24 protein-coding genes and 2 pseudogenes are annotated in these 23856 nt (G+C 68.5%); 14 read left to right on the top strand and 12 right to left on the bottom strand.

Features of this window, described 5'->3' with window-relative positions:
• The first annotated feature begins 44 nt into the window (after positions 1-44).
• Positions 45-2156, top strand: a complete 2112-nt coding sequence (locus Rhe02_RS20655; RefSeq protein WP_203909929.1) for a M6 family metalloprotease domain-containing protein — start codon at positions 45-47, stop codon at positions 2154-2156.
• Positions 2157-2184: 28 nt separating this feature from the next.
• On the opposite strand, the gene Rhe02_RS20650 is transcribed toward Rhe02_RS20655, so the two are convergent.
• From Rhe02_RS20650 to Rhe02_RS20635, 4 genes are read right to left on the bottom strand one after another with little or no spacing between them, the layout of a single operon-like run.
• Positions 2185-2775: a DinB family protein gene (locus Rhe02_RS20650; RefSeq protein WP_203909928.1), complete on the bottom strand. Its 591-nt coding sequence runs from the start codon at positions 2773-2775 to the stop codon at positions 2185-2187.
• Between the two features lie 30 nt (positions 2776-2805).
• Entirely contained in the window at positions 2806-3441 is a 636-nt protein-coding gene (locus Rhe02_RS20645) for a maleylpyruvate isomerase N-terminal domain-containing protein (RefSeq protein ID WP_203909927.1), read from the bottom strand.
• Positions 3438-4418 carry an ornithine cyclodeaminase family protein gene (locus Rhe02_RS20640; RefSeq protein WP_203909926.1) on the bottom strand — a complete coding sequence of 327 codons (981 nt, stop codon included), beginning with the start codon at positions 4416-4418 and terminating at the stop codon, positions 3438-3440. Before Rhe02_RS20640 ends, Rhe02_RS20645 begins: the two co-directional genes overlap by 4 nt.
• Positions 4415-5269, bottom strand: a complete 855-nt coding sequence (locus Rhe02_RS20635; protein ID WP_203909925.1) for a PhzF family phenazine biosynthesis protein — start codon at positions 5267-5269, stop codon at positions 4415-4417. Before Rhe02_RS20635 ends, Rhe02_RS20640 begins: the two co-directional genes overlap by 4 nt.
• Positions 5270-5341: 72 nt before the next feature.
• Here Rhe02_RS20635 and Rhe02_RS20630 point away from each other — a divergent pair, with 72 nt between their 5' ends.
• Positions 5342-6175 carry a LysR family transcriptional regulator gene (locus tag Rhe02_RS20630; protein WP_203909924.1) on the top strand — a complete coding sequence of 278 codons (834 nt, stop codon included), beginning with the start codon at positions 5342-5344 and terminating at the stop codon, positions 6173-6175.
• A 175-nt stretch (positions 6176-6350) separates the two neighbouring features.
• Entirely contained in the window at positions 6351-7844 is a 1494-nt protein-coding gene (locus Rhe02_RS20625) for an arabinofuranosidase catalytic domain-containing protein (protein ID WP_203909923.1), read from the top strand.
• Between the two features lie 54 nt (positions 7845-7898).
• Here the strand turns inward: Rhe02_RS20625 and Rhe02_RS20620 are convergent, their stop codons facing one another.
• The gene (locus tag Rhe02_RS20620; protein WP_203909922.1) at positions 7899-9308 is read right to left on the bottom strand and encodes an aminotransferase-like domain-containing protein; all 1410 of its coding nucleotides are present in this window, start codon (positions 9306-9308) and stop codon (positions 7899-7901) included.
• Here Rhe02_RS20620 and Rhe02_RS20615 point away from each other — a divergent pair.
• A complete protein-coding gene (locus tag Rhe02_RS20615) occupies positions 9307-10554 on the top strand; it encodes an aminotransferase class V-fold PLP-dependent enzyme (RefSeq protein WP_203909921.1) in 1248 nt (415 codons plus the stop codon). The two genes, Rhe02_RS20620 and Rhe02_RS20615, sit on opposite strands and share 2 nt — an antisense overlap.
• Positions 10555-10559: 5 nt before the next feature.
• Positions 10560-11831 (top strand): MFS transporter, encoded by a 1272-nt coding sequence (locus tag Rhe02_RS20610; RefSeq protein ID WP_203909920.1) that lies wholly within the window; start codon positions 10560-10562, stop codon positions 11829-11831.
• 140 nt (positions 11832-11971) lie between these two features.
• On the opposite strand, the gene Rhe02_RS20605 is transcribed toward Rhe02_RS20610, so the two are convergent.
• On the bottom strand, positions 11972-12427 hold the full coding sequence (locus Rhe02_RS20605) for a rhodanese-like domain-containing protein (RefSeq protein WP_203909919.1): 456 nt from the start codon (positions 12425-12427) through the stop codon (positions 11972-11974).
• 70 nt (positions 12428-12497) lie between these two features.
• Here Rhe02_RS20605 and Rhe02_RS20600 point away from each other — a divergent pair, with 70 nt between their 5' ends.
• Positions 12498-13460, top strand: a complete 963-nt coding sequence (locus Rhe02_RS20600) for a helix-turn-helix domain-containing protein (RefSeq protein WP_203909918.1) — start codon at positions 12498-12500, stop codon at positions 13458-13460.
• On the opposite strand, the gene Rhe02_RS20595 is transcribed toward Rhe02_RS20600, so the two are convergent.
• Both Rhe02_RS20595 and Rhe02_RS20590 read right to left on the bottom strand, forming a co-directional pair.
• Positions 13461-13904, bottom strand: coding sequence for a hypothetical protein (locus tag Rhe02_RS20595; protein ID WP_203909917.1), 444 nt, complete (start codon positions 13902-13904; stop codon positions 13461-13463).
• Positions 13901-14287, bottom strand: coding sequence for a DUF6069 family protein (locus Rhe02_RS20590; RefSeq protein ID WP_203909916.1), 387 nt, complete (start codon positions 14285-14287; stop codon positions 13901-13903). The genes Rhe02_RS20595 and Rhe02_RS20590 overlap by 4 nt, the downstream gene beginning before the upstream one ends.
• Positions 14288-14725: 438 nt before the next feature.
• On the opposite strand from Rhe02_RS20590, the pseudogene Rhe02_RS51140 reads away from it, so the two are divergent.
• Positions 14726-15139: pseudogene (locus Rhe02_RS51140) on the top strand (sensor histidine kinase); the annotation flags it as partial.
• Between the two features lie 382 nt (positions 15140-15521).
• Positions 15522-16218: pseudogene (locus tag Rhe02_RS20580) on the top strand (response regulator).
• A 7-nt stretch (positions 16219-16225) separates the two neighbouring features.
• Here the strand turns inward: Rhe02_RS20580 and Rhe02_RS20575 are convergent.
• A complete protein-coding gene (locus Rhe02_RS20575; RefSeq protein WP_203909913.1) occupies positions 16226-17275 on the bottom strand; it encodes a hypothetical protein in 1050 nt (349 codons plus the stop codon).
• The gene (locus Rhe02_RS20570) at positions 17272-17784 is read right to left on the bottom strand and encodes a SigE family RNA polymerase sigma factor (protein ID WP_239123942.1); all 513 of its coding nucleotides are present in this window, start codon (positions 17782-17784) and stop codon (positions 17272-17274) included. Before Rhe02_RS20570 ends, Rhe02_RS20575 begins: the two co-directional genes overlap by 4 nt.
• A 100-nt stretch (positions 17785-17884) precedes the next feature.
• Between Rhe02_RS20570 and Rhe02_RS20565 the strand changes: the two genes are divergently transcribed.
• The gene (locus tag Rhe02_RS20565) at positions 17885-19420 is read left to right on the top strand and encodes an alpha/beta hydrolase (RefSeq protein WP_203909911.1); all 1536 of its coding nucleotides are present in this window, start codon (positions 17885-17887) and stop codon (positions 19418-19420) included.
• 51 nt (positions 19421-19471) lie between these two features.
• Here Rhe02_RS20565 and Rhe02_RS20560 read toward each other — a convergent pair whose 3' ends face one another.
• Positions 19472-19774, bottom strand: coding sequence for an antibiotic biosynthesis monooxygenase (locus tag Rhe02_RS20560; RefSeq protein ID WP_203909910.1), 303 nt, complete (start codon positions 19772-19774; stop codon positions 19472-19474).
• 102 nt (positions 19775-19876) lie between these two features.
• Here Rhe02_RS20560 and Rhe02_RS20555 point away from each other — a divergent pair, with 102 nt between their 5' ends.
• On the top strand, positions 19877-20221 hold the full coding sequence (locus Rhe02_RS20555) for a hypothetical protein (protein ID WP_203909909.1): 345 nt from the start codon (positions 19877-19879) through the stop codon (positions 20219-20221).
• 32 nt (positions 20222-20253) lie between these two features.
• On the opposite strand, the gene Rhe02_RS20550 is transcribed toward Rhe02_RS20555, so the two are convergent.
• Complete coding sequence (locus Rhe02_RS20550) at positions 20254-20805, bottom strand: TetR/AcrR family transcriptional regulator (RefSeq protein WP_203909908.1); 552 nt, start codon at positions 20803-20805, stop codon at positions 20254-20256.
• A gap of 87 nt (positions 20806-20892) precedes the next feature.
• On the opposite strand from Rhe02_RS20550, the gene Rhe02_RS20545 reads away from it, so the two are divergent.
• The 4 genes from Rhe02_RS20545 to Rhe02_RS20530 all read left to right on the top strand — a co-directional run bounded on the left by Rhe02_RS20545 (position 20893) and on the right by Rhe02_RS20530 (position 23851).
• Entirely contained in the window at positions 20893-21288 is a 396-nt protein-coding gene (locus Rhe02_RS20545) for a nuclear transport factor 2 family protein (protein ID WP_203909907.1), read from the top strand.
• A gap of 63 nt (positions 21289-21351) precedes the next feature.
• Positions 21352-21975, top strand: coding sequence for a flavin reductase family protein (locus Rhe02_RS20540; RefSeq protein ID WP_203909906.1), 624 nt, complete (start codon positions 21352-21354; stop codon positions 21973-21975).
• An 82-nt stretch (positions 21976-22057) separates the two neighbouring features.
• On the top strand, positions 22058-22837 hold the full coding sequence (locus Rhe02_RS20535; RefSeq protein WP_203909905.1) for an electron transfer flavoprotein subunit beta/FixA family protein: 780 nt from the start codon (positions 22058-22060) through the stop codon (positions 22835-22837).
• 36 nt (positions 22838-22873) lie between these two features.
• Positions 22874-23851, top strand: a complete 978-nt coding sequence (locus Rhe02_RS20530; protein WP_203909904.1) for an electron transfer flavoprotein subunit alpha/FixB family protein — start codon at positions 22874-22876, stop codon at positions 23849-23851.
• Positions 23852-23856: the final 5 nt, after the last annotated feature.

Below are 23856 nucleotides of genomic sequence, written 5' to 3'. Positions count from 1 at the left end.
TCTATTTCCCTATGTCGAATGCTTACTCGTCGAGGAGGAGCACGATGATCACCTGGAGAAGAGGCGCGGCATCGGCTGCGGCGGTGACGCTGGTGTTGGGCGGGATGGTGGCGACACCCGCGACCGCCGCCGCCGACCCGCCGCCCGCGCCGACCCCCAACCCGTGGCAGATGCGGCACTGGCCGCAGACGCAACCCTGGCAACGGGCGCAGGCCGGACCCCGGATCTTCGCGGTGGGTGAACCCCAGCCCATCGATCCGCAGAACTTCGAACAGCCCGACACCATGACCTGGGACGACTATCGGGCGGTCCCCGGCACGAACTGGGCGGACCCGGCCGTACGCGGCTCGGTGCGCACGTTCAAGGGGGCGCTCGTGCTGATCGACTATCCGAACCAGCCGTTCGCAGTCACCCAGCCGGCCAACTCCACCATCTACGGCAACCCGACGACCGTGCACGACGTCCCCCGGGCACAGGTCCCCGAGTTCTATCGCAGCTTCCTCAACGTGCCGAGCGAACTCAACCGCGGTCACACCATTCACGAGTACTGGATGGAGGATTCCGGTGGCCGGCTAGGGATCGAGCTGTCCGCGTTCGGCGTGTACCAGATGCCGGCCAAGAGCCACGAGTACGGGATAGCCGACTTCCAGCGCGGTGCGGGCTGCCCGGCCGGCGACACGTGTCAGCGCAACCCGCGTACCGACGCCCGTGCCGCCTGGATCGCCGACATAGGCCCGGACGTGGCCGCACAGTACGAGTTCATCTTCTACCTCAGCGCGGGTCAGGACGAGTCGTCGACCTGGCAGGAGTTCGGCGAGATGAAGTTCCGCAGCAAGGAAGAGGTCACACCGCAGTGGGGCCCGCCGGACCCCGCGCTGCCCAAGTGGAACTTCACCCGATACATCGAGTGGACCTCCTGGCAGGCGTCGGCGAACCTGTGGCCCAACGCGGGCGGCGGCAGCTCGACGCAAGCGGAAAGCTCCGGGATGTCCGTGTTCGCCCACGAGTTCAGCCACATCCTCGGCATCGGCGACAACTACAACAACCCGTATTCGGTACCGGCTCGCCGCGCCTACAGCGGGCCATGGGAGATGCTCGACCGGGGCACCTTCAACGGCCCCGGCGGGCCGCACAGCCGGTGGCTCATCCCGGCCACCGCGGGTGCTTCGATGGGCGCACAGCACATGCTGCGCAACAAGATGAAGCTCGGTATCGTCGATGAGCAGAACGTGCTGCGGCTCTCCCGCGACGCCCTGGCTGGTTCCGGTGTCGTGGTCGCTCAGGTCACCGCGCGTTCTGTCCGACCCGGCGCGGCCGGGCTCAGCGGGCTCAATGTCGCCCTGGACGGCGGGGACCGCAGCCTCGCCTGCGATGTCAACGCCGATCCGCTGTGCGACGGCGGCGGTTATAACAACTACACCGTCGAGGTCATCGACCGGATGGGCTTCGACTCGTTCACCCCCGACTCGGGTGTGCTGCTGGCCAAGACGAAGGACCGCGACGCGGCGCCGTTCATCTGGACCGTCGACGCCAACCCGCAGGACATCGACCAGACAGATTTTGTGCGTCCCGATGGCACGCAGCAGAAGATGACGATCGGTGACTACCGGCAGCTCTCCGACGCGCTGTTCCACGCCGGCACCGAGTCCGGCAGCGAATACGAATACGTCGACCAGGCCAACCGGCTGCACGTCTATGTGCTCGGCCTCCACCGCGACAGCTCCGGCGTGCTGACCTACACCGTGGCCGTACGCTCGCTCGACGGCTCCGGCCCGCATGAGCGTGGCGTGGCGGTGAGCGCCGCCGCCGGGGTATCCCCACCGCTCGAGGGCTGGACCACCTGCACTGTTCCCGTGCACAACACCGGCCGGGCCGGGGCTGTGCCACCCGGTCACCCGGAGGACGTCGCCGCATACGCCAACTCCGACGTTTACCGGATCACCGCGGCCGCCAACGGAACAGGCTGGACGACCTTCCTGCCGGCGACCGTTGTCTCGGCCGGGTTCGGCCAGACCGTGCCGGTGCTGGTCTACGTCAAGCGCTCGCCGGGCGCCTTGGCCGGTACCCAGGTTCGGGTAACCGCCACCTCGGAGAGCGACCCCACCAAGACAGCCACCGCCACCTGCCGCGTCCTGGGCAGGGCCTTCGCAGAGTGACAAAAGCCCCGGTGAGCCCGTTTCGGGCTCACCGGCCGGCTTCCAGGTTGCGTTGCCGCATGGCGAGCAGGGCGTCGATTTCGCCGAGATGGCCAAAACTTCCTTGCAGCACCACGGAAATCCAGGTGTAGCGACTCCACTGCCCGCCCAGGCCGGGTGCGATCCCGTGCAGGGTTTCTGAATTGTTGCTGTGCAACAGGTCCTGCAGATCGTCGGCCACCGAGCCGAAGTAGTCGGTTAGCAGCACCGCGTCGAAATTGGGGATCGCGTTGACTTCCGCGAGGGTGTAGCCGGTGACCACGCCCAGCCCGGCGTGGCCCAGACCGCTTGGGTCGTAACCGGTTTGCCGCGCCCAGCCGCGCGCGTGCCACAGCTCGTCGCCGGCTTCGCCGTCGACCCACACGCGATGCGCGACGACGTCGAGCCAGCGGGTGAAATGCCACAGGGTCACGCCGACGCTGTTGCCCCCGGGATCCGGCCGGAAGGCGAGCCGCTCCGCATCCAGATTTTGTGCCCTGGCAAGGAATCCCGCCTCAAGATCGCGCAGCCAGGCGGAGAGGGCCCCGGCCGGCGTGTGCGGGGTGGCAGCAATCGCCCCGCGACCGGTCTCGTCGGTCATACGTGTCCCTTCGTTCAGCAAGCGCTTCGGTCAGAAGGCGGCGATAGTCGCCGGCGCGCGTTCGGTGCGGCTGAGCGCGCGCAGCAGCGCGACCTCGCCGTGCTTACGGGTGGCCAGGCTGACCAGCAGCTCCAGGACCGGGCCGGTGACCTCTCCCGGCAGTGGCGGGGTCGGCACACCCACGCTCACCGCGAGATCGTCGAGGTGCACCGCGAGCTCGACCAGGCGGCTGAGCAGAAAGTCGTCGAAGGTGAGCGCCCACTGCCAGGTGGGCAACTGAACGCGGCGCAACGTCGGTGTCGCCTCAAGGATCTGTGGCAGCCCAACCACAGCGGCCTGCACGCGGGAGGCCAGTGCGGCAGGACCGTCGACAGCGTTGAGCATGGAGCCGTTGCGGATACGCAGATGTGTTTCGCTGTCATGGCCGGATCGGATCCAGTCCACCCGATCGTAATATTCGAGCAGAGCGATCGGCTCAGGGTCGGGCTCGGGCAGGCCTAATGCCTTGCCAGCAAAGAAGATCTGGCCGGCGAGATGACCGGCCAGCCCGCTGACCGCGTAGAGCTCCAGCGCGCTGGGCTGATCCCACGACGCGGCGACGGCAGGTTGCGCCAGCAGCGTCGCCGCCGCCTGCGCCGCGGCGAGATAGGCCGGTCGGATCGTCATGACAACTCGCCTCTCCGTAGGTCTTCAGCGCTGGCCGGTGGCCGGTTTCTGACCGGAGCGTTGTCGCGCAACAGGTTCAGCGCGACCTCCGCGGCGGCGAGATCCTGGACGCCCAGTCCGATCAGCTGACAGATGGTGATTTCTTCTGGGTACCGGCGGCCAGGCGCCGATCCGCAAAGGACTTCCCCCAATTCGGCCACGTCATCGCGGGCGGCCCGGGTATGGGCGAGGTCGCGGCTGTCCACCACGAGCCGATCGGCGGCCCGCAAACACCCGGCGGACAGCTCGGCCTTGCTCGGATCGTCCGCACCCACCGCGGTGACGTGCACGCCCGCTGCGAGCCAAGCCTCGTCCACCAGCGGCTCGGTGCTGGCGGTCGCGGTAACCAACAGGTCTACCTCCGCACAGGCCGACCGCGGGCTGGATACCGGGGTCACCCGCAGGTCGGGACGCCGCGCGCGGACCGCCTCGGCGAAACGCGCCACCCGGCCGGCCCGGCGTCCCCACACCCGCACCTCGGTGATCGGCAACTCGTCCGCGGCCGCCAGCACCTGCAAGTAGGCCTGGACCCCGGTGCCGAGCACGCCGAGCACATCGGAGTCGGGGCGGGCCAGAGCACGGGCGGCCAGCGCACCGGCCGCGGCCGTGCGCACATCGGACAGGTGATGCTCATCGCGCAGTAGCGCCACCAGGTCTCCGGTCTGCGCGTCGAAGACCGCGACGAGCCCCGAACCCGGTGTGCCACCGCGCCTCGCCCGCTCCTTGAACCAGGTGGCCACCTTGACCGTGAAGACCGCTCGTCCCGGCAGCCACGCGGACTTGACGTGCACATCGCCTTCCGGCCCGGCCGGGGCGAAGACCGCCATCGGCGAGTCGCCGAGCCCCCGGCTGAAGTCGGCGAGCGCGGCCGACACCGGCTCGAGCAGCTCCTCATAGCCCACGGCGGCCCGGATGACTTGCGGCCCATAGCTGATCATTGAGGCAGTTCCCGTAACCGTCCGGTGCCGACGAAGACCACATCGCCGCCGACGTGCACCGACCGGATGTCCTCGCCCTCACCGAAAGCGGCGATCGTCATCTGGCTGGGACGGCCGGTGAAGCGGCCCTGATGCAAAGTGGCCGCCTCGCCATCCCCGATCCGGCCATGGCGGCGCAGGTATGCGGCCGCGCAGCCCGCGCCGCTTCCGGTCGCCACGTCTTCGACGACGCCGTCGTTGTTCCAATGCCGCCCTTCCATCTGCCTGGCATCCAACAGGTACGCGAACTGGGCGCCAATGCCGTCAAGCGGAATGCCAAGATCGATGGTGATCCGCGCGCTTTCCAGCGCGGTGCCCCGCACGGGCAGCACCAGGTAGCGCAGCCCGGTGCTGACTATCTCCGGCGGCAGATCGGGGTCGAGATCAGACGGGCGCAACGAGAACCACGACGCGATCGAAGCCGAATCGGGCCGGCCAAGGAACGCTGCCGGACCCTGGTCGAGCACGCCGGTGTAGCGCCCGCGCGATCCTCGCCGCGTCGTGACGCCCACCGTGCGGGCTTTGAGCTGTATCGTCCAGGTCTGCTCATCGGCCAAGCCGTGCAACGCGTGCAGCACGCAGGCCGCGCCGATCACCGGATGCCCCGCGAAGTCGAGCTCGTCCAGCAGGTCGAAGACCCGGGCCGTCCACATTGGGCCTTGCGGCACGAGAAAGATGGACTCGAAGTGCCGCAGCTCCTTGGTGATCTGCGCCATCTGGGCCCCGGTCAGGCCGTCGGCTTGCGCGAAAACCGCCAAGCTGTTGCCGCTGTAGGGCCGGCTGCTGAACACGTCGACATGGTGATATTGCACGACCTCGACGCTATGCGGTCGGCAAGCTCACCGGAACTGCGAAAAACCAGCGACCCGGTATAACGTCTCGTTATGGCCACCGATCTTGAGACTGCTCTGCTGCGGGCCTTCCTGACCGCCGCCCAAACGGGCAGCATCAGCCGGGCCGCCATCGCGCTGGGCCATAGCCAGCCCGCGCTGAGCCAGCAGTTGCGCAAGCTGGAACGTGCGGTCGGCCAGCCGCTGTTGCACCGCACCGCCACCGGCGTGTCACTGACCAAGGCGGGCGAGGCGCTCATGCCTTACGCGGCAAGGATCCTCGCCCTTTCCGCGCAGGCGCTGCAAGCCCCGCGGCAGGCCCTGACCGGGCATTGCGGCGTCGGTCTCCTCGAGGACCTCGCCGCCGCGCCGCTGCCACAAGCCCTCGCCGACTTCGCCCGGCTGCACCCGGGCGCCTCGCTCGAGCTCTTCACCGCGCCCGGCCCGGCCATGCGCGACGCCTTCACCGCCGGCCGCGTGCACCTTGCCCTCTGCGATCCGTCCTACCTACCCGAAACTCCACTTTGGACGGTAAGGCTCCCGTTGGCCTGGGCCAGCGGGCCCGGCATCGACCTCAGCCTCGACCCGCTGCCGCTGGTGCTGTTCTCCCAGCCCTGCCGATGGCGTGCTCCCCTGCTCGACGCCCTGGACGCCGCAGGCCGCACCTGGCGTGTCGCCTTCGAAAGCACCAGCCTGGCGGGGGTTACCGCCGCTGTCCGAGCCGGACTCGGGGTGGCCGCGCTGCTTCCGGCCAATCTCGACCCCGGCATGGCGGCAGCCGGCCTTCCCGGCCTGCCCGACGTCGAGCTCGGCCTCGTCCGCCGCCCGGACACGCAAGGCGATCCTCTGGTCGACGCCGTCGAAGCGGTCCTGCGCCAGCTCGTCTGACGGGGATCAAGTGAGGCCCCGTTGACAAGACCGAAACACCTATGGAAATCTATGTTAGCGCTAACAACCCCGATCTCACCGCACATGGCGAGCCGATTGTTAACGTTAACATCGTCTCCTATGCCCATAGTTACCGCTGCGCATTGCGGCCCCGCATGCACACGAAAGGCACACCATGGGTTTCTGGTCTCTTCATCACCGGCAGCGAATAGCCCTAGCTGTCGGTGCCGCTGTGGCCCTCACTGTCACGACATTGGTAGCCGTGACCGGAACGGCACAGGCGGCTGGCCCTCAGTCCTGCGACATCTACGCGAGCGGCGGCACGCCCTGCGTAGCCGCTCACAGCACCACCCGCGCGCTCTTTGGCAGCTACAACGGACCGCTCTATCAGGTGAGGCGCTGGTCCGACGGCGCGACGTCCAACATCGGCCTGCTCGCGGCCGGCGACTATGCGAACGCCGCCGCGCAGGACTCCTTCTGTTCGGGCACGTACTGCACCATCGTGCGCATCTACGATCAGACGTCGCGGCACAACGACCTGACGATCGCTCCCGGCGGCGGCGCGAATCCCACCGCGGATCAGGGCTCGAACGCGGCCGCGCTGCCCGTCACCGCGGGTGGCCACCGGGTCTACGGCGTCTACATCTCCGCCGGCAACGGCTACCGCAACAACGCCACCAACGGCATCGCCACCGGGAGCCAGCCCGAGGGCATGTACATGGTGACCGAGGGCACCCACACCAACAACCGGTGCTGTTTCGACTATGGCAACGCCGAAACCAACAACCTGGACACCGGCAACGGTGACATGGACGCCATCTACTTCGGCACGCTGTGCTGGTTCTCCCCCTGCGCGGGTGGGCCACGGGTCGCGGCAGACCTGGAGAACGGGTTGTTCGCGGGCGGCAACGGCTCGTGGACCTCGAACACCGGTCGCAGCAGCGCCTTCGTCACGGCGATGCTGAAGAACAACGGCACCACCACCTACGCCATCAAGGACGGCAACTCGCAGTCCGGCGGCCTGGCGACGCGCTACAACGGCGGGTTGCCGACCCAGGCGGGATACCGGCCGATGACCAAACAGGGTGCGATCATCCTCGGCATCGGCGGCGACAACAGCAACGGCTCGGTCGGCTCGTTCTTCGAGGGCGTTATGACCAGCGGATATCCCACCGACGCCACGGAAAACGCGGTGCAGGCGAACATCGTCTCGGTCGGCTACAGCAAGAGCGTCACCTTCCCGGTGAACGGCGCCGTGTACAGGCTGACGAACCTGCAGAGCGGCAAGGTTCTTGACGCCGTGAACTGCGGGACTGGCAACGGTACCCAGATAGATCAATGGCAATCACTTGGCAACACTTGCCAGCAATGGCGCTTCAACAATGTGGGCGCCAACAAGTGGACTATCACGAACGTCAACGCGGGCCGGGTGCTCGACGCGGTCAACTGCGGGCTGGCCCTCGGCACGGCCGTGAACCTGTGGCAGTCGCTCGGGAACCTGTGCCAGCAGTGGGCGGTCATCCCGGCCGGCAACGGCCGCTACGAGCTCGTGGTCGAAAACAGCGGCATGGTGCTCGACAACCAGAACTGTGGCACGGCAAACGGCACGCCGGCCCGGCTCTGGATGTGGCTCAACAACACCTGCCAGCTCTGGTCGATCGCCCCATAGCACCACAGCATGAGTGTGGGACCGCCCAACGGCGGTCCCACACCTTCCAAAAGGCTAGTGCGCCAAGATGTTTCGGGCTGCCTCGCCAAGCAGTCGGGCGCCTTCGGTCAGCTGGGCCAGATCCGCCGCGGCGGCGAAGCCCACCCGCACATACGCGGCGGGTGGTTCGGCCGCGAAGTAACCGTTGCCGGGGCTGACGGCCACGCCCTGGCTGCGCGCGGCATCGGTGACCTGCTGGACAGAATTGGCGGGCAGCCTTACCCACAGGTGGAAACCGCCCGCGGGGATCCGGCTGACTGTCCAATCGGGTGTGTGCCGGGCCAGCCCGGCGGCGAGGGTGGCGCAGCGCTCGCGCAGCGCGGCGGACAGCGCGCGCAGGTGACGGTCCCAGGCGGGCGTGCTGAGCAGCTCGATGGCGGCTTCCTGCAGCGGGCGTGAGATGAAGAAGTCGTCGACGAGCCGGATCGCGCGCAGCCGGGACATCACCGGGCCACGGGCGACCAGCGCGCCGATCCGCAGGCTCGGCGACGCCGGTTTGGTCAGCGACGTCAGGTAGACCACGGTGCCGTCACGGTCGTCGGCGGCCAGCGGACGCGGCACCGTGCCGCCGTGGCCGAGCAGGCGGGCGTTGTCGTCCTCGAGGATGAAGGCGCCGGCGGCCCGCGCGATGTCGAGGACCTGCTGCCGGCGGGGCTCGGAAAGCACGGCGCCGCTTGGATTGTGGAAGGTCGGCTGGAGGTAGAGCAGCTGGGCGCCGCTGCTGGCGAACGCGTCGGCCAGCAGGTCCGGGCGGATGCCGGCATCGTCGCTCGGAACAGGAACCGGGCGCAGGCCCGCGGCGCGGGCGGCGGCGAGGGCGCCTTGGTAGGTGGGCGATTCGACCAGGATCGGGCTGCCGGGCGCGGCTATCGCGCGGAACGCCACCGACAGGCCGTCCTGCCCGCCGCTGGTGATGAGCACGTCGTCACTGTCCATATCGCCACCGGTGAACCGGGCGAACAAGGCGCGCAACGTTTCCAGCCCCGCCGTCGGCGCACGGTCCCACGCGTCGGGCCGCCGCGCCGCTCGGGCAAGGGCGTCGCCCAGGGCCTTGGCCGGCTGCAGGCTGCGGTGCAGGTAACCGCCGGCCATGGTGATCGCGTCGGCCGGCGGCGGGCGGAGCAGATCGGTGACGGTGTGGGCGTCGATGCTGCGGTCGGCGAGCGCCACCGCCTGCCACGAGGTGTCCGGCGGTGAGCCGAAGGGCCGAGAGCTTCGGGCGGCGACAAACGTTCCGCTACCCGGTCTGGTCACGACGGCGCCCTCGGCTGCCAGCACGGCGACCGCGCGGGCCACCGTCACCGGGCTTGCAGTGTGACGGCGTACCAGGTCACGGCTGCTGGGCAACCGATCGCCCGGGGTGAGGCGTGCGATCTCAGCCCGCAGGCTCGTGACGAGATTCTCGATAGTGCTACTCTCGAACATGAACCAGCACAATAGCGCTTTCGCGTCCAAAGGAGAACCGCTTCTCGACCTCGCCGCACTGCGGGCAGACACCCCCGGCTGCGAGACGGTCATCCACTTCAACAATGCCGGCTGCGGCCTGCTGGCGCGGCCGGTGCACCGGGCGATGGTCGAGCACCTGGACCTGGAGGCGCGCATCGGCGGCTACGAGGCCTCCGCCGCCAGCGCTGCGCGGATCGGCGACTTCTACGCCGCGGTCGCCGACCTGCTCGGCTGTGGACCGGGCAACATCGCATTCGCGGCCAGCGCCACCGACGCTTACACGCGGGCGCTGTCGTCGATCCCGTTCCAGCCCGGCGACATCATCCTCACCACCCGCAACGACTTCGTCTCCAACCAGATCGCCTTTCTTTCGCTGCGCAAGCGCTTCGGGGTCGAGATCGTGCACGCCGCCGACCGGCCCGACGGCAGCGGCGTGGACGTCGACGCGATGGCCGCGCTGATGCGCGCGCGGCGGCCACGGCTGGTAGCCGCCACCCACATCCCCACCAACTCCGGCCTGGTCCAGCCCATTGCCGAGATCGGCCGCCACTGCCGCGAGCTCGATCTGGTGTACCTGGTCGATGCGTGCCAGTCGGTTGGCCAGTACCCGATGGACGTCAGCGAAATCGGCTGCGACTTCCTCACCGCGACCTGCCGCAAATTCCTGCGCGGGCCACGTGGCACCGGCTTCCTCTACGTCAGCGACCGGGTCCTGCGCGCCGGGTACGAACCGCTGTTCATCGACATGCACGGCGCCCGCTGGACCGGGCCGGACACCTACCTCCCGGTGGAAAGCGCCACCCGCTTCGAGGACTGGGAATTCCCTTACGCCGCAGTCATAGGCAGCGCCGTCGCCACCCGTTATGCGCTCGCGGTCGGCATCGAGCCGGTCTCCCGCCGCACCCCGCAGCTGGCCGCGCGGTTGCGTGAGCAGCTGGCCCAGATCCCCGGCGTGCGGGTGCTCGACCGCGGCCCACGACCGGCAGCGCTGGTCACCTTCGATGTCGCAGGCTGGTCACCGGAGCCGTTCAAGCAGGCGCTGGACCGTCGCCGGATCAACTCGGCGCTGGGCTACCGAGAGTTCGCCCAGTTCGACTTCGCCGACAAGGACGTCACCTGGGCCCTGCGCCTGTCCCCGCACTACTACAACACGGAGTCCGAAGTGGACGAAGTCGCCGGGGCGGTCGCGGAAATCGCCGCGGGCTCTCCGGCCGGCGGCAGGTAGCCACCATGCCGACCGTAGAAACCACCAGCCCGGCCCCGGCCGTCACGGCGAAGGCGAGCCTGTGGCACAACCGGGACTTCCTCACCTTCTGGGTGGGCGAGACCCTGTCGCTGCTCGGCACGCAGGTGACCAACCTCGCCCTGCCGCTGACCGCGATCCAGGCCTTCGGCGCGACCGATGAGCAGGTCGGCCTGCTGCGCTTCCTCCAGCTGGCCCCATATCTGGGACTGGCCTTGGTCTTCGGGGTCTGGGTGGACCGGGCCCGCCGTCGTACCGTGATGCTCGGCGCCAACCTGGCCCGGCTCGTGCTGCTCGCGACGGTTCCGATCCTCTACTCGTGGCACGCCTTGAACATGACCGCGCTGCTGGCCATCGCCTGCGCGATCGGGGTCGCCTCGGTGCTCTTCGACGTGAGCTGGATGTCTTATGTGCCAGCGCTTGTCCGCGACCCGAAGCACTATGTCGAGGCCAGCGCCAAGATGGGCATCAGCTCGTCGGTGGCGGACGTGGCCGGGCCGGGGCTGGCCGGTGTCCTGATCGGCCTGCTCACCGCACCCGTGGCACTGGTCGTCAACGCCTGTTCCTATCTGGTATCGGTGGTGTCGCTGCTGCTGATCCGTACCCCTGAGCCGCGTCCGGCGCGGGCGCAGGATCGCCGTCTCGGCACCGAGTTGCGCGATGGGCTGAGCTGGGTGCTGCGCGACCGGATCCTGCGATGGCTGGCGGCCATCGGGTTCTGCTGCAACTTCTCAATGATCACCGTCTGGACCATGTTCCTGCTTTACGGCACAAGGGATCTGCAACTGAGTTCCACCACGCTTGGCACCATCTTCGCCACCGCATCGATCGGAGGATTGCTCGGCGCGGTCATCTCGCGCAAGGTGATCAACCGGTTCCCACTCGGCCGGGTCTACCTCGTCGCCCAGTCCGCTCTACTGCTGGGCCCGGCTCTGCTCGTTGCCGCGTCCGGTCCCCGGCTGGTGATGACGGCGATGTTCACCCTGTCGTTCTTCACCAGCTACCTGGGTCTGGGCGTGGCCGGTGTCATCATCGTCAGCCTGCGCCAGTCGCGCACCCCGCAGCCGATGATGGGCCGGATGACCGCGGTCTTCCGGACCCTGCTCTTCGGCGGCGGGGCGCTGGGCGGGCTCACCGCGGGCCTGCTCACCGGCGCCATCGGCGCCCGGCCCGCGCTGGCGGCCGCGGCCGGCGCTTCGGCGATGGTGGTGGTCGCGCTGGTGTTCTCACCGGTCAGCCGACTGCGCGGGCTGGCTTAAGGTGTCCGAAAGTGCTTGCGCCGCTTCGAGTCGCCCGTCCGGCTTCGCCGCCCACGCCCCGCCGCACCCCACCCCTGCCGCCGCTCCAACGTGAGTCTTGGCGACTTGTGGTTGCTATTGCGGGCGAAGCTGATCGACACTCAGGCGAACAGTCCCAGGTCGGTGCTGGCGGGTGCGGCGACGCGGGCGTCCAGGGGGCGCTTGCCCTCGGTGGGCCATCCCTCTCGCACCCAATATTGGAAGCCGCCGATGAGCTCTTTGACCGGCCTGCCCAGTGCCGCTATCTTCATGGCCGCCTTGGTCGAGCCGTTGCACGCCGGACCCCAGCAGTAGGTGATCAGCAGCTTGTCCGCCGGCAGCTGTGCCAGCCATTGGGCCGTGATTCCGGTCTGCGGCACGTTTATCGCCCCGGGCAGATGTGACTTCGTGTAATGCCCTTGCTTACGGGTGTCGATCAGGATGAAGTCGACCTCGCCGTCGCTCATGGCACCGGCGACGTCGGCCGGATCGGTCTCAAAGGACAGTTTGGCGGCGAAGTGGGCGTAAGCACGCTCGGCCGTCGCCGCCGAGTGTTCGGTGACCGGGGAAAGTGTCATGCGCCAAGTCTGCTGATCGATCTTGATGGGCACCACTGGCGCGAACGCCCACTATCGCTAAGATTGCGCCATGAGGATCTCCAGGCCGCACCGGGTGGCCGTGCTCGCCTACGAAGGCATGGGGCCCTTCGAGTTCGGCGTGGTGGTGGAGGTCTTCGGGCTGCCCCGGCCCGAGCTCGACGTGCCCTGGTGGTACACGCTCGAGGTGTGCTCGGCCACGCCCGGCAAACCCATGCGCGCCATGGGCGGGTTCACCATGACCACCGAGCACGGGCTGGACAGGTTCGCCCACGCCGACACGGTGATCATCCCGGGTGCCCCGGTGACCGGCGAGCCGTCGCTCGAGCTGGCCGAGGCGCTGCGCTCGGTGCGCGGCCGGTTGGTGTCGATCTGTTCCGGAGCGTTCAGCCTGGCCGGCGCGGGCCTGCTCGACGGCCGCAAGGCCACCACCCACTGGCGCTATGCCGATCGGCTCGCGGCGCGATATCCACGGGTGTCAGTCGATCCCAACGTGCTCTACGTCGAGGACGGCAACATCGTCACCGGCGCGGGAAGTGCTGCTGGGCTTGATGTTTGCCTTCATCTGGTACGCAGTGACCACGGTGCCAAGGTCGCCAACACGGTCGCGCGGCGGCTGGTGATCGCCCCACACCGAGCGGGCGGTCAGGCGCAGTTCATCCAAACCCCCATCGTGTCAACGGAATCCAGCGATCCGATCGCCGACAGCATGCAATGGGCCCTGTCCCAGCTGGCTTCGCCGCTAACCCTGACCGACCTCGCCCGCGCCGCGCACCTGGCACCGCGCACCTACCAGCGCAAGTTCACCTCCCGAATGGGTGTGCCGCCGATGCGCTGGGTCATCTCCCAGCGCATCGCCGCCTCGCTGGCGCTGCTCGAAACGCCGGACCTGCCGGTGGAAAAGGTGGCCGAGGCGGTCGGCTTCGAATCCCCGGTCACCTTTCGCCACCACTTCACCAAGGCGATGCGCACCTCGCCCTCCAGCTACCGCCGCGCCTTCACGGCCACGCCCTAGCTACCGGGTCGCCGCGGCGATCGCTGCGATGATCAGGGTGCGATGCCGGCGGCGGGTCATCAGGGCGAAGACGGCGGTGAGCACCACCAGGTCTAGGTCGGGCCAGTCGCCGGTGACGTCGACGCGCACCGGTCCCCGGGCGAAGGCGGAAATCTCCAGCCGGATGCGGCCGTCATCACGGGTCAGCTCGGCGCCACGGTGCCAGCACCGCCAGCTGACCGGCCCGCCCGGACCGGGCACGTGCGACTGCTGCGGATGCAGCCTCACCGCTGGGCTGTTGCCAGCGTGCGCGGTGACGCCGATGCGGTGGCGGCCGGTCGGCTCGACGGCCCAAATCCTTTCGCCTACCCGGATCTGGGCCCGACGCCAGGTCCATCCGGTGCGCAAGGCAGCCGCACCAAAGACGAACGAGCCCTGCCGCTTTTGCACGAGCTGCGCGGTCATCGGCTGCTGCTCCGCCGCAGAGTCCCGATGACCACCGCGCCCACGGCGAGGTGAAGCAGCGCCAGCCCTGCCTTGGCCCCGCCGGTGGTCCCGGCGGCCGGCCCGGCCAGCAGCGACAGCAGCAGCACGGTGACCGCGATTGCCGTCCAAATGGCCCGGCCGCGGGAGGTGAGCCGTTCCAGCAGCGCCAGCGAAAGCCATCCGGCGACAGCAGCGATCGCGGCGGCGGCCATCGTTGCCGTCAGCGTGACGTGCTGGACGGTGGTCCCGGTAGTGGCGGCCAGGTCGATCCCGGCCATCGAGTGCAGCACAGCGAACCCGGCCGCGGCCACCAGCATCGCGCCCGCTACCGCGGCGAGGCGAGTCATCCTTTGTTTTGTCATGGGCGCAAGCGTGCCGTCGAGCCGGGACCGTCCACATCGGCCGCCGAGGACGGCCGTCTCCTCCCGGCAGCACCTCGGGCACCATCTTTAGTAGGTGGTCGCGCCGTGCCGCCGCTGGGTACTGTGCTGAACGTGAACGCCACGACCTGCGAGGACAATCGGTCAACGGCTGCCGCGACGGCGATTTCGGTGACGGTGATCGGCCTGCTCGTGGTGGTGACTGGGTGGGTGACCGTCCGCTCGGATTCGCCCGCCCCGGTCTGGCTGGACCTGGCCACCGCCGCGGCGTCGATAGCGGTGACCGCGTGGATCGTGCGGCAGCCGATCGCGGGCGGTGTCGTGGCCGGGCTGCTGGCGGCGGTGTCCCCGGTGGCCACTCCGGCGGCGAGTTTCGCCGCGCTGCACACCGCGCGGGTGCGCCCGTTTCGCCAGGCGGCCATGGTCGCGGTGACCGGTGTGCTGGGGCAGGCGGTCCAGGGTCTGTGGCGGCCGGCGCCCGGCCTTGACTATCAATGGTGGCTGCTGCTGATGGCGGCGGCCTATGCGGCGCTGCTGGGTTGGGGCACCTGGGCGCAGGCCCGGAGCAAGCTGCTGGAGGCGTTACGCGAACGCGCCCGCCGCGCCGAGCAGGAGCAGCAACAGAAAGTGGCCCAGGCCCGGCAGTCCGAACGGGCCCGGATCGCCCGGGAGATGCACGACGTGCTCGCTCACCGGCTGTCGCTGCTGGCTGCCTACGCGGGGGCGATAGAGTACAGGCCCGATGCCCCACCGCAACGGCTCACCGCGGCCGCCGCCGTGGTGCGGGACAGCGCACACCAGGCGCTCGAGGAGCTTCGCGAGGTGATTACGCTTTTGCGCCGGGATGACACCGACGACACCGACGCCGATTCCCCTGCGGCGCAGTCGCTTGGCGACCTGCCCCGGCTGATCGGGGAAACCCGGGTAGCCGGCCAGCCGGTCGACGTCGACGACACCCTCGACGCCTCGGAACCGTTGCCGCAGATCGGCCGCACCGCTTACCGCATCGTGCAGGAGGCGCTCACCAACGCCCGCAAGCACGCCCCCGGGCAGGCGGTGAGCCTCGCGCTGGGCGGCGGTCCCGGCTCACGGCTGACCATCGAGGTGAGCAACCCGACCGTCGCCGGCCACCCATCGGCGCCCGGAGCGGGCATCGGGCTGGTCGGCCTGGCCGAGAGGGCGGCGCTTTGCGGCGGGGGCCTGGAGCATGAGATCGATGCCTCCGGCCGGTTCCGGCTGTCCGCCTGGCTGCCGTGGCAGGCATGACGCCGATCCGGGTGCTGATCGTCGACGACGACCCGCTGGTGCGTGGCGCGCTGACGATGATGCTCGACGGCGCCGACGGTATAGCGGTCGTCGGCGAGGCAGCCGATGGCGCGCAAGCACTTGCCGCGGTCGATCGGCATACGCCCGACGTCATCCTCATGGACATCCGGATGCCCGGCATGGGCGGCATCGCGGCGACCGAGCGAATCCGCCGCCGCCCCCACCCGCCCGAGGTCATCGTGCTGACCACCTTCGACACCGACGACCACATCCTGCGCGCGCTGCGCGCGGGCGCCACCGGCTTCCTGCTCAAGGACACCCCGCCGGAGCGGATCGCCCAGGCGGTCCATGCGGCTTCAGCCGGTGAGCCGTTCCTGTCCCCGGCCGTGACCCGCCGGCTGATGCAGCGGATAGCCACCAGCGCCACCACCTACGAGAACGCGCGCACCAAGCTGGCCGGGCTCACCCCGCGCGAGCGCGATGTCGTCATCGCCATCGCCCAGGGACACTCCAATGCAGACATAGCGACCGCGCTGACGATGAGCCTGACCACGGTCAAGGCCCACGTCTCGCACATCCTCACCAAGCTCGATCTGGCCAACCGTACCCAGATAGCGCTGCTCGCCCAGGAAGCCGGCCTGATCTGAGCGCTCGTCACTGCGTAATCGATACCGGGTAACCACTTGTGGCCATGTCCGCGACTATCACTTCGCCGTTGGGCAGCACGCCGATCCAGGTGAGTTTGGCCGGCCCGACCGCGGCGTCGGCGGGCACGTGACCGGTCATCCGAAAGCGCACCGTGCGATGGGCATCGATCGAGCTGATGTCGCAGCTCAGCCGCCGCCAGGTCTGGCCCTGCGCGCCCAGCCCTAACAGGTACACCGGACAGTCTTGAATATTGAATTTTCTCGGGAACCTGTTGGCGATCTGCACCGTGTAGGAGAAGTCTTCGCCACGGCGTAGCGTCTTGGGCGCCAGGAGATAGGCGTCAAGCGAGGCGTATTCCATCGGCGGCTCGACGAACCACTCGCTGACATCGGCACCGCACACGGCGGTCAAGCTTCGCTGATCGGGTAGGTCCAGCTGGCGATCGCCGATGAGCAACGACAGGTCGCGATAGCTTTGCGGGCTTTGACCCGTGGGGCAGGCGCTGTTGCCGTGGATCTCCACCCGCGCCAGCTCGCCGCCGTCGATGGTGGCGGGAAACTGCCGTACCCGGCCGCTGTCCATCGGCGCAACGTTGGGCACGAAGGGAATTTCGACACGCTGCCCGGTGGCCACATCCACCCCGAAAAGCTGGGGCCGCCCGGACAGGGTGCATCGCTGATCGGTGAACAGGCGCGCCCCGAAGCCGGTGCTCATTCCCCATGGCGCCGACTGGACAATCCATTCGACCTCCATGATCCGCTCGGGCGGGCAGGCGGCACGGTCCGGGCGCGGCGACCGGCGCAAGATGTGCGGCACGCCGACCGCCTCGTCCACCGTGGCATCGATGTTTGTCGGCGTCTCGGCGGGCCGGCGCTGGATCAGGCCGACGGTCAGCACGGTGACCAGCACGGTGACGGCGGCGACCGCTTGCACGGCCAGCCGCCTGCGCTTGCGGCGGCGCACGCCCCGCTCGATCTGTGTCACGGGATCGGCCCAGCCGGTGACGGCCTGCGTCTTGCCCTGCAACGTCTCACGCAGTTGCTGTTCAACGGTCATGACGCACCCTTTTCCACCGATGCGAGCTGTGAGTTGGCCGGCAGTTGCTGACGCAGTTTGGCCAGCGCGCGTGAGGTGGTGCTTTTGACGGTGCCGGTGGAACATCCCAGCGTCTGGGCGATCTGCGCCTCGGAGTAGTCCAGGTAGAACCGCAGCACGAGCACGGCACGCTGCTGGCGTGGCAGCCGGGCGAGCAGATGCCAGAGGGCGTGGTCGGGTGGTTCCCGGTCGACATAGCCGCGTTCGGGTGGATCACCGACCAGGCGCTCGCTGCGAAGCGCGCGCAGCCTGTTCAGAAAGCGATTGGTGATGGTACGCCGCACGTACCCCTCGGGGTCGTCCTGGCGCTGGACACGGTGCCATGCCATGCCGGTACGCTCCAGGGCGTCCTGGACCAGGTCCTCGGCCAGGTAGCGGTCGCCGCAGAGTAGATAGGCGAAGCGCAGCAGCTCAACGTGCCTGCCGCGAACAAACTCCGCGAAATCGTCCGGTGCCACCCAACTACTCACGCGAGCCAGGACACCACAGCGGTCAAAAAGGTTGCTCGCCGCCCGGTTTGATTGATGGACATAACATTGCCCCCGGAGACAAGAAAAGGGAGGCATTTAGATGCGCCGCATCCACGTCCTTTCCGCCGTAGCAGCGGCCCTGGCTCTCATCACAGCCTCGGCACCGGCCACCGCCGCTTCCGGAACAACTCCGACGCAATCGTCAATCGCCTGGCAGGACTGCCCTTACCAGGCACCCGACCCGCGACAGCAGTGCGCACAGCTCAGTGTGCCGCGCGACTATCGCAGCCCGAACGGTCCGAAGATCACCATTGCCGTCTCCCGGATATCGGCCACCGACCCGGCGCTGCGCCGGGGGATTCTGTTGCTGAATCCGGGCGGGCCCGGCGGCTCCGGCCTTGACCTGCCGAGCTTCCTGGCGCAGACCCTGCCGGCGGAGGTCACCGCACGCTACGACCTGATCGGCTTCGATCCCCGCGGTGTCGGCCTCAGCAGCGCCATCACCTGCGGCATTCCCGGGGAAACGCCGCCCGATCTGGTCCTGCCGTATCCGGCGCCCGACGGCTCGATCGCGCGCAACGTCGAATTCGCGCGCACCACCGCGGCTTCCTGCGCGGCGCAGGCCGGCGCGCTGCTGCCCCACATCACCACCGCCAACACCGCACGGGACATGGATCGCCTCCGGGCGGCGATGGGTGAGCGCAAGCTCAACTACCTCGGCTACTCCTACGGCAGCTATCTGGGCGCCGTCTACACCAGTCTGTTCCCGCAACGCAGCGACCGCATCATCCTGGACAGCGCGGTCAACCCCAACAACATCTGGTACGACGTATGGCGCGGCTTCAGTCTCGGCATCGCGTTGCGCTTCCCCGACTTCACCGCCTGGGCGGCCAAACGCAACGACATCTATGGTCTCGGAGACACCCCGCAGGCCGTGCGGGAGTACTACTTCCGCAGCGTCGCGGCACTCGACGCCAACCCGATCCCGACACCCGGGCTTCTGCTCAACGGAAACGTCTTCCGTGAGGTCACCCGGTCCTACCTGTACGACGACCGGCTCTTCCCGACGCTGGCCGAGGTCTGGCAGGCGTTCGGCACACCCGGCTCGGTCACCCCGCCGGCCCTGCAGGTTCCGGTGGACAACCAGATCGCGGTGCTCTACGCGATCGCGTGCAACGACATCGCCTGGAACCGCGACGTGCAGCTTTACGCACGCAACACCGCCCAGGATCGCCGAGTCTGGCCGCTCACCGGCGGCATGCCGGCGAACCTGTGGCCATGCGTGTTCTGGCCCCACCGCCCGGTCGAGCCGCCGGTGACCGTGGACGCCAAGGGACCGCGCAATGTCCTTGTGCTGCAGAATCTTCGTGACCCGGCCACGCCGTGGATCGGCGGGTTCGGCATGCGCACCGCGCTCGGTTCCCGCGCCGCGATGGTGACACAGGACGCCGGCGGACACGGCATCTACGGCATTCGCTCCGGACCATGCGCCGCCGCGATCGCCACCGCCTTCCTGGTCAACGGCACGCTGCCGGAGCACGACCGGTTCTGCGACGGCCCCTCGCCGGAGGACGTGAGCCTCACCGCGGGGACGCCAGCGCGGCTGCCCGGTCCGCTGGGAGTGGCATTGCCATAGCGGTCAAGCGTTCGCCAGACAAGGGCGGCCCACCCGGGCCGCCCTGACTGCTCAGAACGAGTCGGGCGTCTCCAGCTTGCGGTAGACCATCACCTCGGGTTTGCCTTTGGCGCCAACCTTTGCCATGACTTCCGGAATCTCGGCCTGGTTGTCGAAGAAGTCCCTGAAGGCTTCCTCGCTCGGCCACTCGTCGATGACCAGCACTTCGCCATCGGCAGCCGCAAAGTGGTGGTGGATACAGCCTTTGGCTTTACCTTCGCTGGCGATCTTCTTCAGTGTTTCGCCGTGGTTGCTCGCGTAGCTTTCCAGCGCGGCGGGATCACCTTTCACCCTCAGCATCATGATGACAGACACGAAAGCCTCCTTGACCGCTATGAGTACCGGATCTCAGCGTATGGCTGGCCTTCACCGTGCGCGGTCACTTTACTGAATCCGCCTTCGTCTATACTTATCAACATGAATATTTCGATTCGTGCGCTGGCGGTGGCCGCGACATTGATGCTGGGCGCGGTGGCGCTGCCCGGTGCCCCCGCGTCAGCCGCCGCACCGGCACCGCACTGCGAGTCCGGCGCCTCGCACTACTTCTGCGATGCCGCGAGCACCGGGACCACCACCTGGACGGTGACCTACGTCTACCCACCAGGCGTCACGGTGACTTACACGACGCCCTTCGCGTCCCTGTACACCTCATGCCCAAACCCGCGCCGATCGGTGCGCGTGTTCTACAGCTTCGTCTCGGGTGGCGTCACCGAGACCAGTGGCACCACCGGTTTCCTGTGCAATCCCGGCGACTGGCCATAATCCGCATACCCTCTGCGGCCGGCGGCATTCACCTACCGGGTGTCGCCGGCACGCAGGCCATCCAGCACCACGTTGAGGATCCGGTCGCGGGTGGCGTCGTCGTGGCCGGAGACCGCCTGCGAGGTACCCGCCAGCAGGCTGATGAACTCGCCAACCGCGATGTCACCGCGGATGCCCCCGGCTTGCTGCGCCCGGGTCAACAGCGCGCCGAGCTCCTGGCGCAGGGCGGAGCCGTAGCTCGCGTTGGCCGCGTCCACCGCGATCCCCGCTTCCGCAAGCGCTGCGGCGAGCGCCATCTTGGTACCCGATGAGCGAACCGCATCGGCAAAGAAGCCCGTCAGGACGGCGGCCGGATCCTGGGCCCCGGACAGGGAGCTGACCTGGTCGGTCAGCCGCTGCAGCCGGGCCACGTAGACCGCTTCCAGCAGCGCCTCCTTGGTGGCGAAGTGCCGGAACAGGGTGCCGATGCCGACTCCTGCCGCCCTGGCCACCTCGTCGACGGGTGCCCCGATTCCCTTGGCGGCGAACACTTCCTCGGCCGCCGCCAGTAACCGGCTGCGATTGCGCTGCGCGTCGGCCCGCACCGATCCCCCTCGACAAGCGGAGTGAACACTCCGTATAGTTCGGCCGTAGCGGAGTGATCGCTCCGCTTCTGTCTGGAGGAGTCTGCCATGAACCTCACCGCACAGGAAATCTTCGCCCTCCGCACCGAGCTCATTCACCAGCGTCGCTGGAACGAGCTGGCCGCGCACTACGCCGAGGACGCCGTGGTCGACATGCCGTTCGCGCTGCCGGAGCCGGTCCGGCTGCACGGCCGGCCGGCGATCGAAGCGCATCTGGCGACGGCGGCGCTGGCGCCCCTGGCCTTCACCGTCGAGAACGTCGTCATCCACCAGACCGCCGACGCGGAAGTCATCATCGCCGAGTACGACTACCTGCTCTCGGTGACCACGACCGGCAAAACGCAACGCGTATCGAACATCCAGCTGTTCAGAGTACGCAATGGACAAATAGTGGAAACACGGGACTATCACGACCATCACCGAATTCGCCAGGCCCTCACCTAGGGGCTCAATGCCGTGTCCGGAAGCCGCCAGCAACATCAGCCGGGGCTGGGCAAGCTAGATCGTATGCATCGCGCCATTGACTTGAAGGTTCACTACTACGGCACCCCGGTCGTGCTCATCAGCACCCGCAACGAGGACGGCACGGCCAATCTAGCTCCGATGTCGTCGGCGTGGTGGCTGGGGCAGTCCTGCATGCTCGGGCTGGGCAACGCCGGTCACACGACGGCGAACCTGTTGCGGGAGCGCGAATGCGTGCTCAACCTCGCCCCATCGACGCTGGCAGACGCGGTCGACCGGCTCGCGCTGACCACCGGGGCCCACCCGGTACCCGAGCGGAAGGCGGCGATGGGCTACGTCTACGAGCCCGACAAGTTCGCGGTGGCCGGACTCACCGCCCAACGGTCCGAAGTGGTCGCACCACCGCGGGTGACCGAGTGCCCGATTCAGCTGGAGTGCCGGGTGATCGAGGCCCACCCCTTCGGCGATCGGTGCACGGCCATCGAGGTCCGCGTCGTACGGGCGTACCTGGAAGAAGGCTTGAAAATTCCGGGAAAGGACTACGTCGACCCGGTGGGCTGGGACCCGCTCATCATGAAGTTCTGTGAGTTCTTCGGCGGCGGTTCCAATGTGGGCCCATCACGGCTGGCCGAGGGCTGGCGGATGCCGCATCCCAGGCTGGTGAGGTGAACATAGACCCTATTAGTTACCGGTGAGTCGCTCTACACTCAGGCGAAGTGTCAAGGTCCCTAACCGACCCGAGGCGGCTGGCATGAGGATTGCGGTCCTGGTGAAGCACGTTCCGTGCGCGCCCGGCGGCCTCGTCTTCGCAGCCGATCACACTCTGTCGCGGGCGGGCCGGCGTGGGCAGCTCAACGAGGCCGACGCCGGTGCGGTCGAGCTGGCCTGGCGAATAGCGCTGCGCCACCACAATGCGCAGATCACGGCCGTGACCATGGGTCCGGCGGAGGCTAAGGTGGCTCTGCAACGGGCGCTGGTGCTCGGCGCCGATGAGGGCATCCACATCCAGGATGAGAAGCTGTCCGGCAGTGACGCCCTGGCCACCTCGCGCGTGCTCGCGGCCGCGGTGCAGCGGATAGGTTTCGACCTCGTGCTGTGCGGCGCGGCCTCCTCCGACTCCGGCATGGCCGTGGTGCCGGCGATGGTTGCCGAACGCCTTGGGGTGGCGGCACTCTGCTTCGCCGACTCGGTACGGGCGGCCGATGGCCGGGTGGAGATTCGCCGCCACGACGGCCACGGCGCTCAGATCCTGGCCGCGGAGCTGCCCGCGGTGGTCTCAGTGACGCAACGCTGCGCCGTTCCCCGCTATCCGAGGTTTGCCGCGATCATGCAGGCGCGACACAAGCTCGTGCGCACCTGGTCGCTGTCGCGTCTGGGCATCGACCGCTCCGATGCCGGGCTGGCCGCGGCCGCGGCCACGGTCCAGGCGGTGCGGCCCGCCACCGGCAAGAAACGGGTAGTGATCGAGTGCGAGGCGCCCGCTGCTGCCGTGCAGTTGGCTGATTTCTTGGCGGAGCGCGATTTCCTATAGCCCGCGTCAACGGTGACGCACGGTCGGGAGGAACCCGTGGAAACGGTGTTGGTGCTAGCGGATCGGCACAGTGCCGATGGCGGCGTGTGCCGCTCATCTGATGCGCTGCTCACCGTCGCGCGAAGGCTTGGTGCACCGGCGGCTGTCCTATGTGGCCCGGCCGACGCGGAAAGCGTCGCGGCGCTCGGCCGCTATGGCGCACAGGCGATTTACGCGATTCCGTCGCCCGCGTGCGGCGACTATACAGTTTTCATGGGCGTGGAGGCATTGGTGAGGCTGGCGGCGCAGCTGCGCCCGGTGGCCATCCTGATCGCCGCCGGGCACACCGGTCAGGAGGTGGCCGGGCGGCTCGCGGTGCGGCTCGACTGCGGCCTGATCACCGATGCCGTCGACCTCTGGATGGGGCCGCAAGGCCCGGTCGCCGTGCATGAAGCCCTGGCCGGGTCGTATCTGGTCGAGTCCAGGGTGATCCGGGGCATCCCGGTGCACACGGTGAAGACCGAGGCCATCTGCGCCGAGCCCGCCCCGGCCGAGCCGGTGGTGTCCAATGTGGAGATTGTGCTGCCCGCGCGGCCGCCTGCCGCCCGTGTGGTGGCCCAGATTCCGCGGTCCGGCCCGCAGGCCGATCTGAGCGCGTCCGCCGTGGTGGTCGCGGGCGGCAGCGGGATCGGCTCACAGGATTCCTTTGAGCTGGTGGAAAAGGTCGCCCAAGCCCTCGGCGGCTGCGCCGGCGGGTCGCATACCGCCACCGCGCTGGGCTGGTGCCCGCGCAGCCGGCAGATCGATCAGGTGGGCCAGGTGGTGCATCCGCTGCTCTATCTGGCCATGGGGGTTTCCGGCTCGGTGCGCCATCGGGCCGGCATGCAAAGCGCCAAGACCGTCGTGGCCATCGACCGGGACCCGCATGCGCCCATCTTCGGGCTCGCCGACTTCGGCATCGTCGGCGATCTGCACCAGGTGGTGCCCGAGCTGCTGGCCGAGATCCATCGACGCAAGAACTCATCGGAGGCATAAGTGGA

The sequence above is a fragment of the Rhizocola hellebori genome (assembly GCF_016862955.1).
GTDB classification, from domain to species: Bacteria; Actinomycetota; Actinomycetes; order Mycobacteriales; family Micromonosporaceae; genus Rhizocola; species Rhizocola hellebori.
The sequence above is the reverse complement of the archived record's forward strand: the minus strand, read 5'-3'. Positions and strand labels throughout refer to the sequence as shown.

What these genes read in the sequence shown, in the direction of transcription:
- Rhe02_RS20655 (WP_203909929.1), top strand. Translation starts at nt 45, where the DNA reads ATGATCACCTGGAGAAGAGGCGCGGCATCGGCTGCGGCGGTGACGCTG.
- Rhe02_RS20650 (WP_203909928.1), bottom strand. Translation starts at nt 2,775, where the DNA reads ATGACCGACGAGACCGGTCGCGGGGCGATTGCTGCCACCCCGCACACG.
- Rhe02_RS20645 (WP_203909927.1), bottom strand. Translation starts at nt 3,441, where the DNA reads ATGACGATCCGACCGGCCTATCTCGCCGCGGCGCAGGCGGCGGCGACG.
- Rhe02_RS20640 (WP_203909926.1), bottom strand. Translation starts at nt 4,418, where the DNA reads ATGATCAGCTATGGGCCGCAAGTCATCCGGGCCGCCGTGGGCTATGAG.
- Rhe02_RS20630 (WP_203909924.1), top strand. Translation starts at nt 5,342, where the DNA reads ATGGCCACCGATCTTGAGACTGCTCTGCTGCGGGCCTTCCTGACCGCC.
- Rhe02_RS20625 (WP_203909923.1), top strand. Translation starts at nt 6,351, where the DNA reads ATGGGTTTCTGGTCTCTTCATCACCGGCAGCGAATAGCCCTAGCTGTC.
- Rhe02_RS20615 (WP_203909921.1), top strand. Translation starts at nt 9,307, where the DNA reads ATGAACCAGCACAATAGCGCTTTCGCGTCCAAAGGAGAACCGCTTCTC.
- Rhe02_RS20620 (WP_203909922.1), bottom strand. Translation starts at nt 9,308, where the DNA reads ATGTTCGAGAGTAGCACTATCGAGAATCTCGTCACGAGCCTGCGGGCT.
- Rhe02_RS20610 (WP_203909920.1), top strand. Translation starts at nt 10,560, where the DNA reads ATGCCGACCGTAGAAACCACCAGCCCGGCCCCGGCCGTCACGGCGAAG.
- Rhe02_RS20605 (WP_203909919.1), bottom strand. Translation starts at nt 12,427, where the DNA reads ATGACACTTTCCCCGGTCACCGAACACTCGGCGGCGACGGCCGAGCGT.
- Rhe02_RS20600 (WP_203909918.1), top strand. Translation starts at nt 12,498, where the DNA reads ATGAGGATCTCCAGGCCGCACCGGGTGGCCGTGCTCGCCTACGAAGGC.
- Rhe02_RS20595 (WP_203909917.1), bottom strand. Translation starts at nt 13,904, where the DNA reads ATGACCGCGCAGCTCGTGCAAAAGCGGCAGGGCTCGTTCGTCTTTGGT.
- Rhe02_RS20590 (WP_203909916.1), bottom strand. Translation starts at nt 14,287, where the DNA reads ATGACAAAACAAAGGATGACTCGCCTCGCCGCGGTAGCGGGCGCGATG.
- Rhe02_RS20575 (WP_203909913.1), bottom strand. Translation starts at nt 17,275, where the DNA reads ATGACCGTTGAACAGCAACTGCGTGAGACGTTGCAGGGCAAGACGCAG.
- Rhe02_RS20565 (WP_203909911.1), top strand. Translation starts at nt 17,885, where the DNA reads ATGCGCCGCATCCACGTCCTTTCCGCCGTAGCAGCGGCCCTGGCTCTC.
- Rhe02_RS20555 (WP_203909909.1), top strand. Translation starts at nt 19,877, where the DNA reads ATGAATATTTCGATTCGTGCGCTGGCGGTGGCCGCGACATTGATGCTG.
- Rhe02_RS20545 (WP_203909907.1), top strand. Translation starts at nt 20,893, where the DNA reads ATGAACCTCACCGCACAGGAAATCTTCGCCCTCCGCACCGAGCTCATT.
- Rhe02_RS20540 (WP_203909906.1), top strand. Translation starts at nt 21,352, where the DNA reads ATGCATCGCGCCATTGACTTGAAGGTTCACTACTACGGCACCCCGGTC.
- Rhe02_RS20535 (WP_203909905.1), top strand. Translation starts at nt 22,058, where the DNA reads ATGAGGATTGCGGTCCTGGTGAAGCACGTTCCGTGCGCGCCCGGCGGC.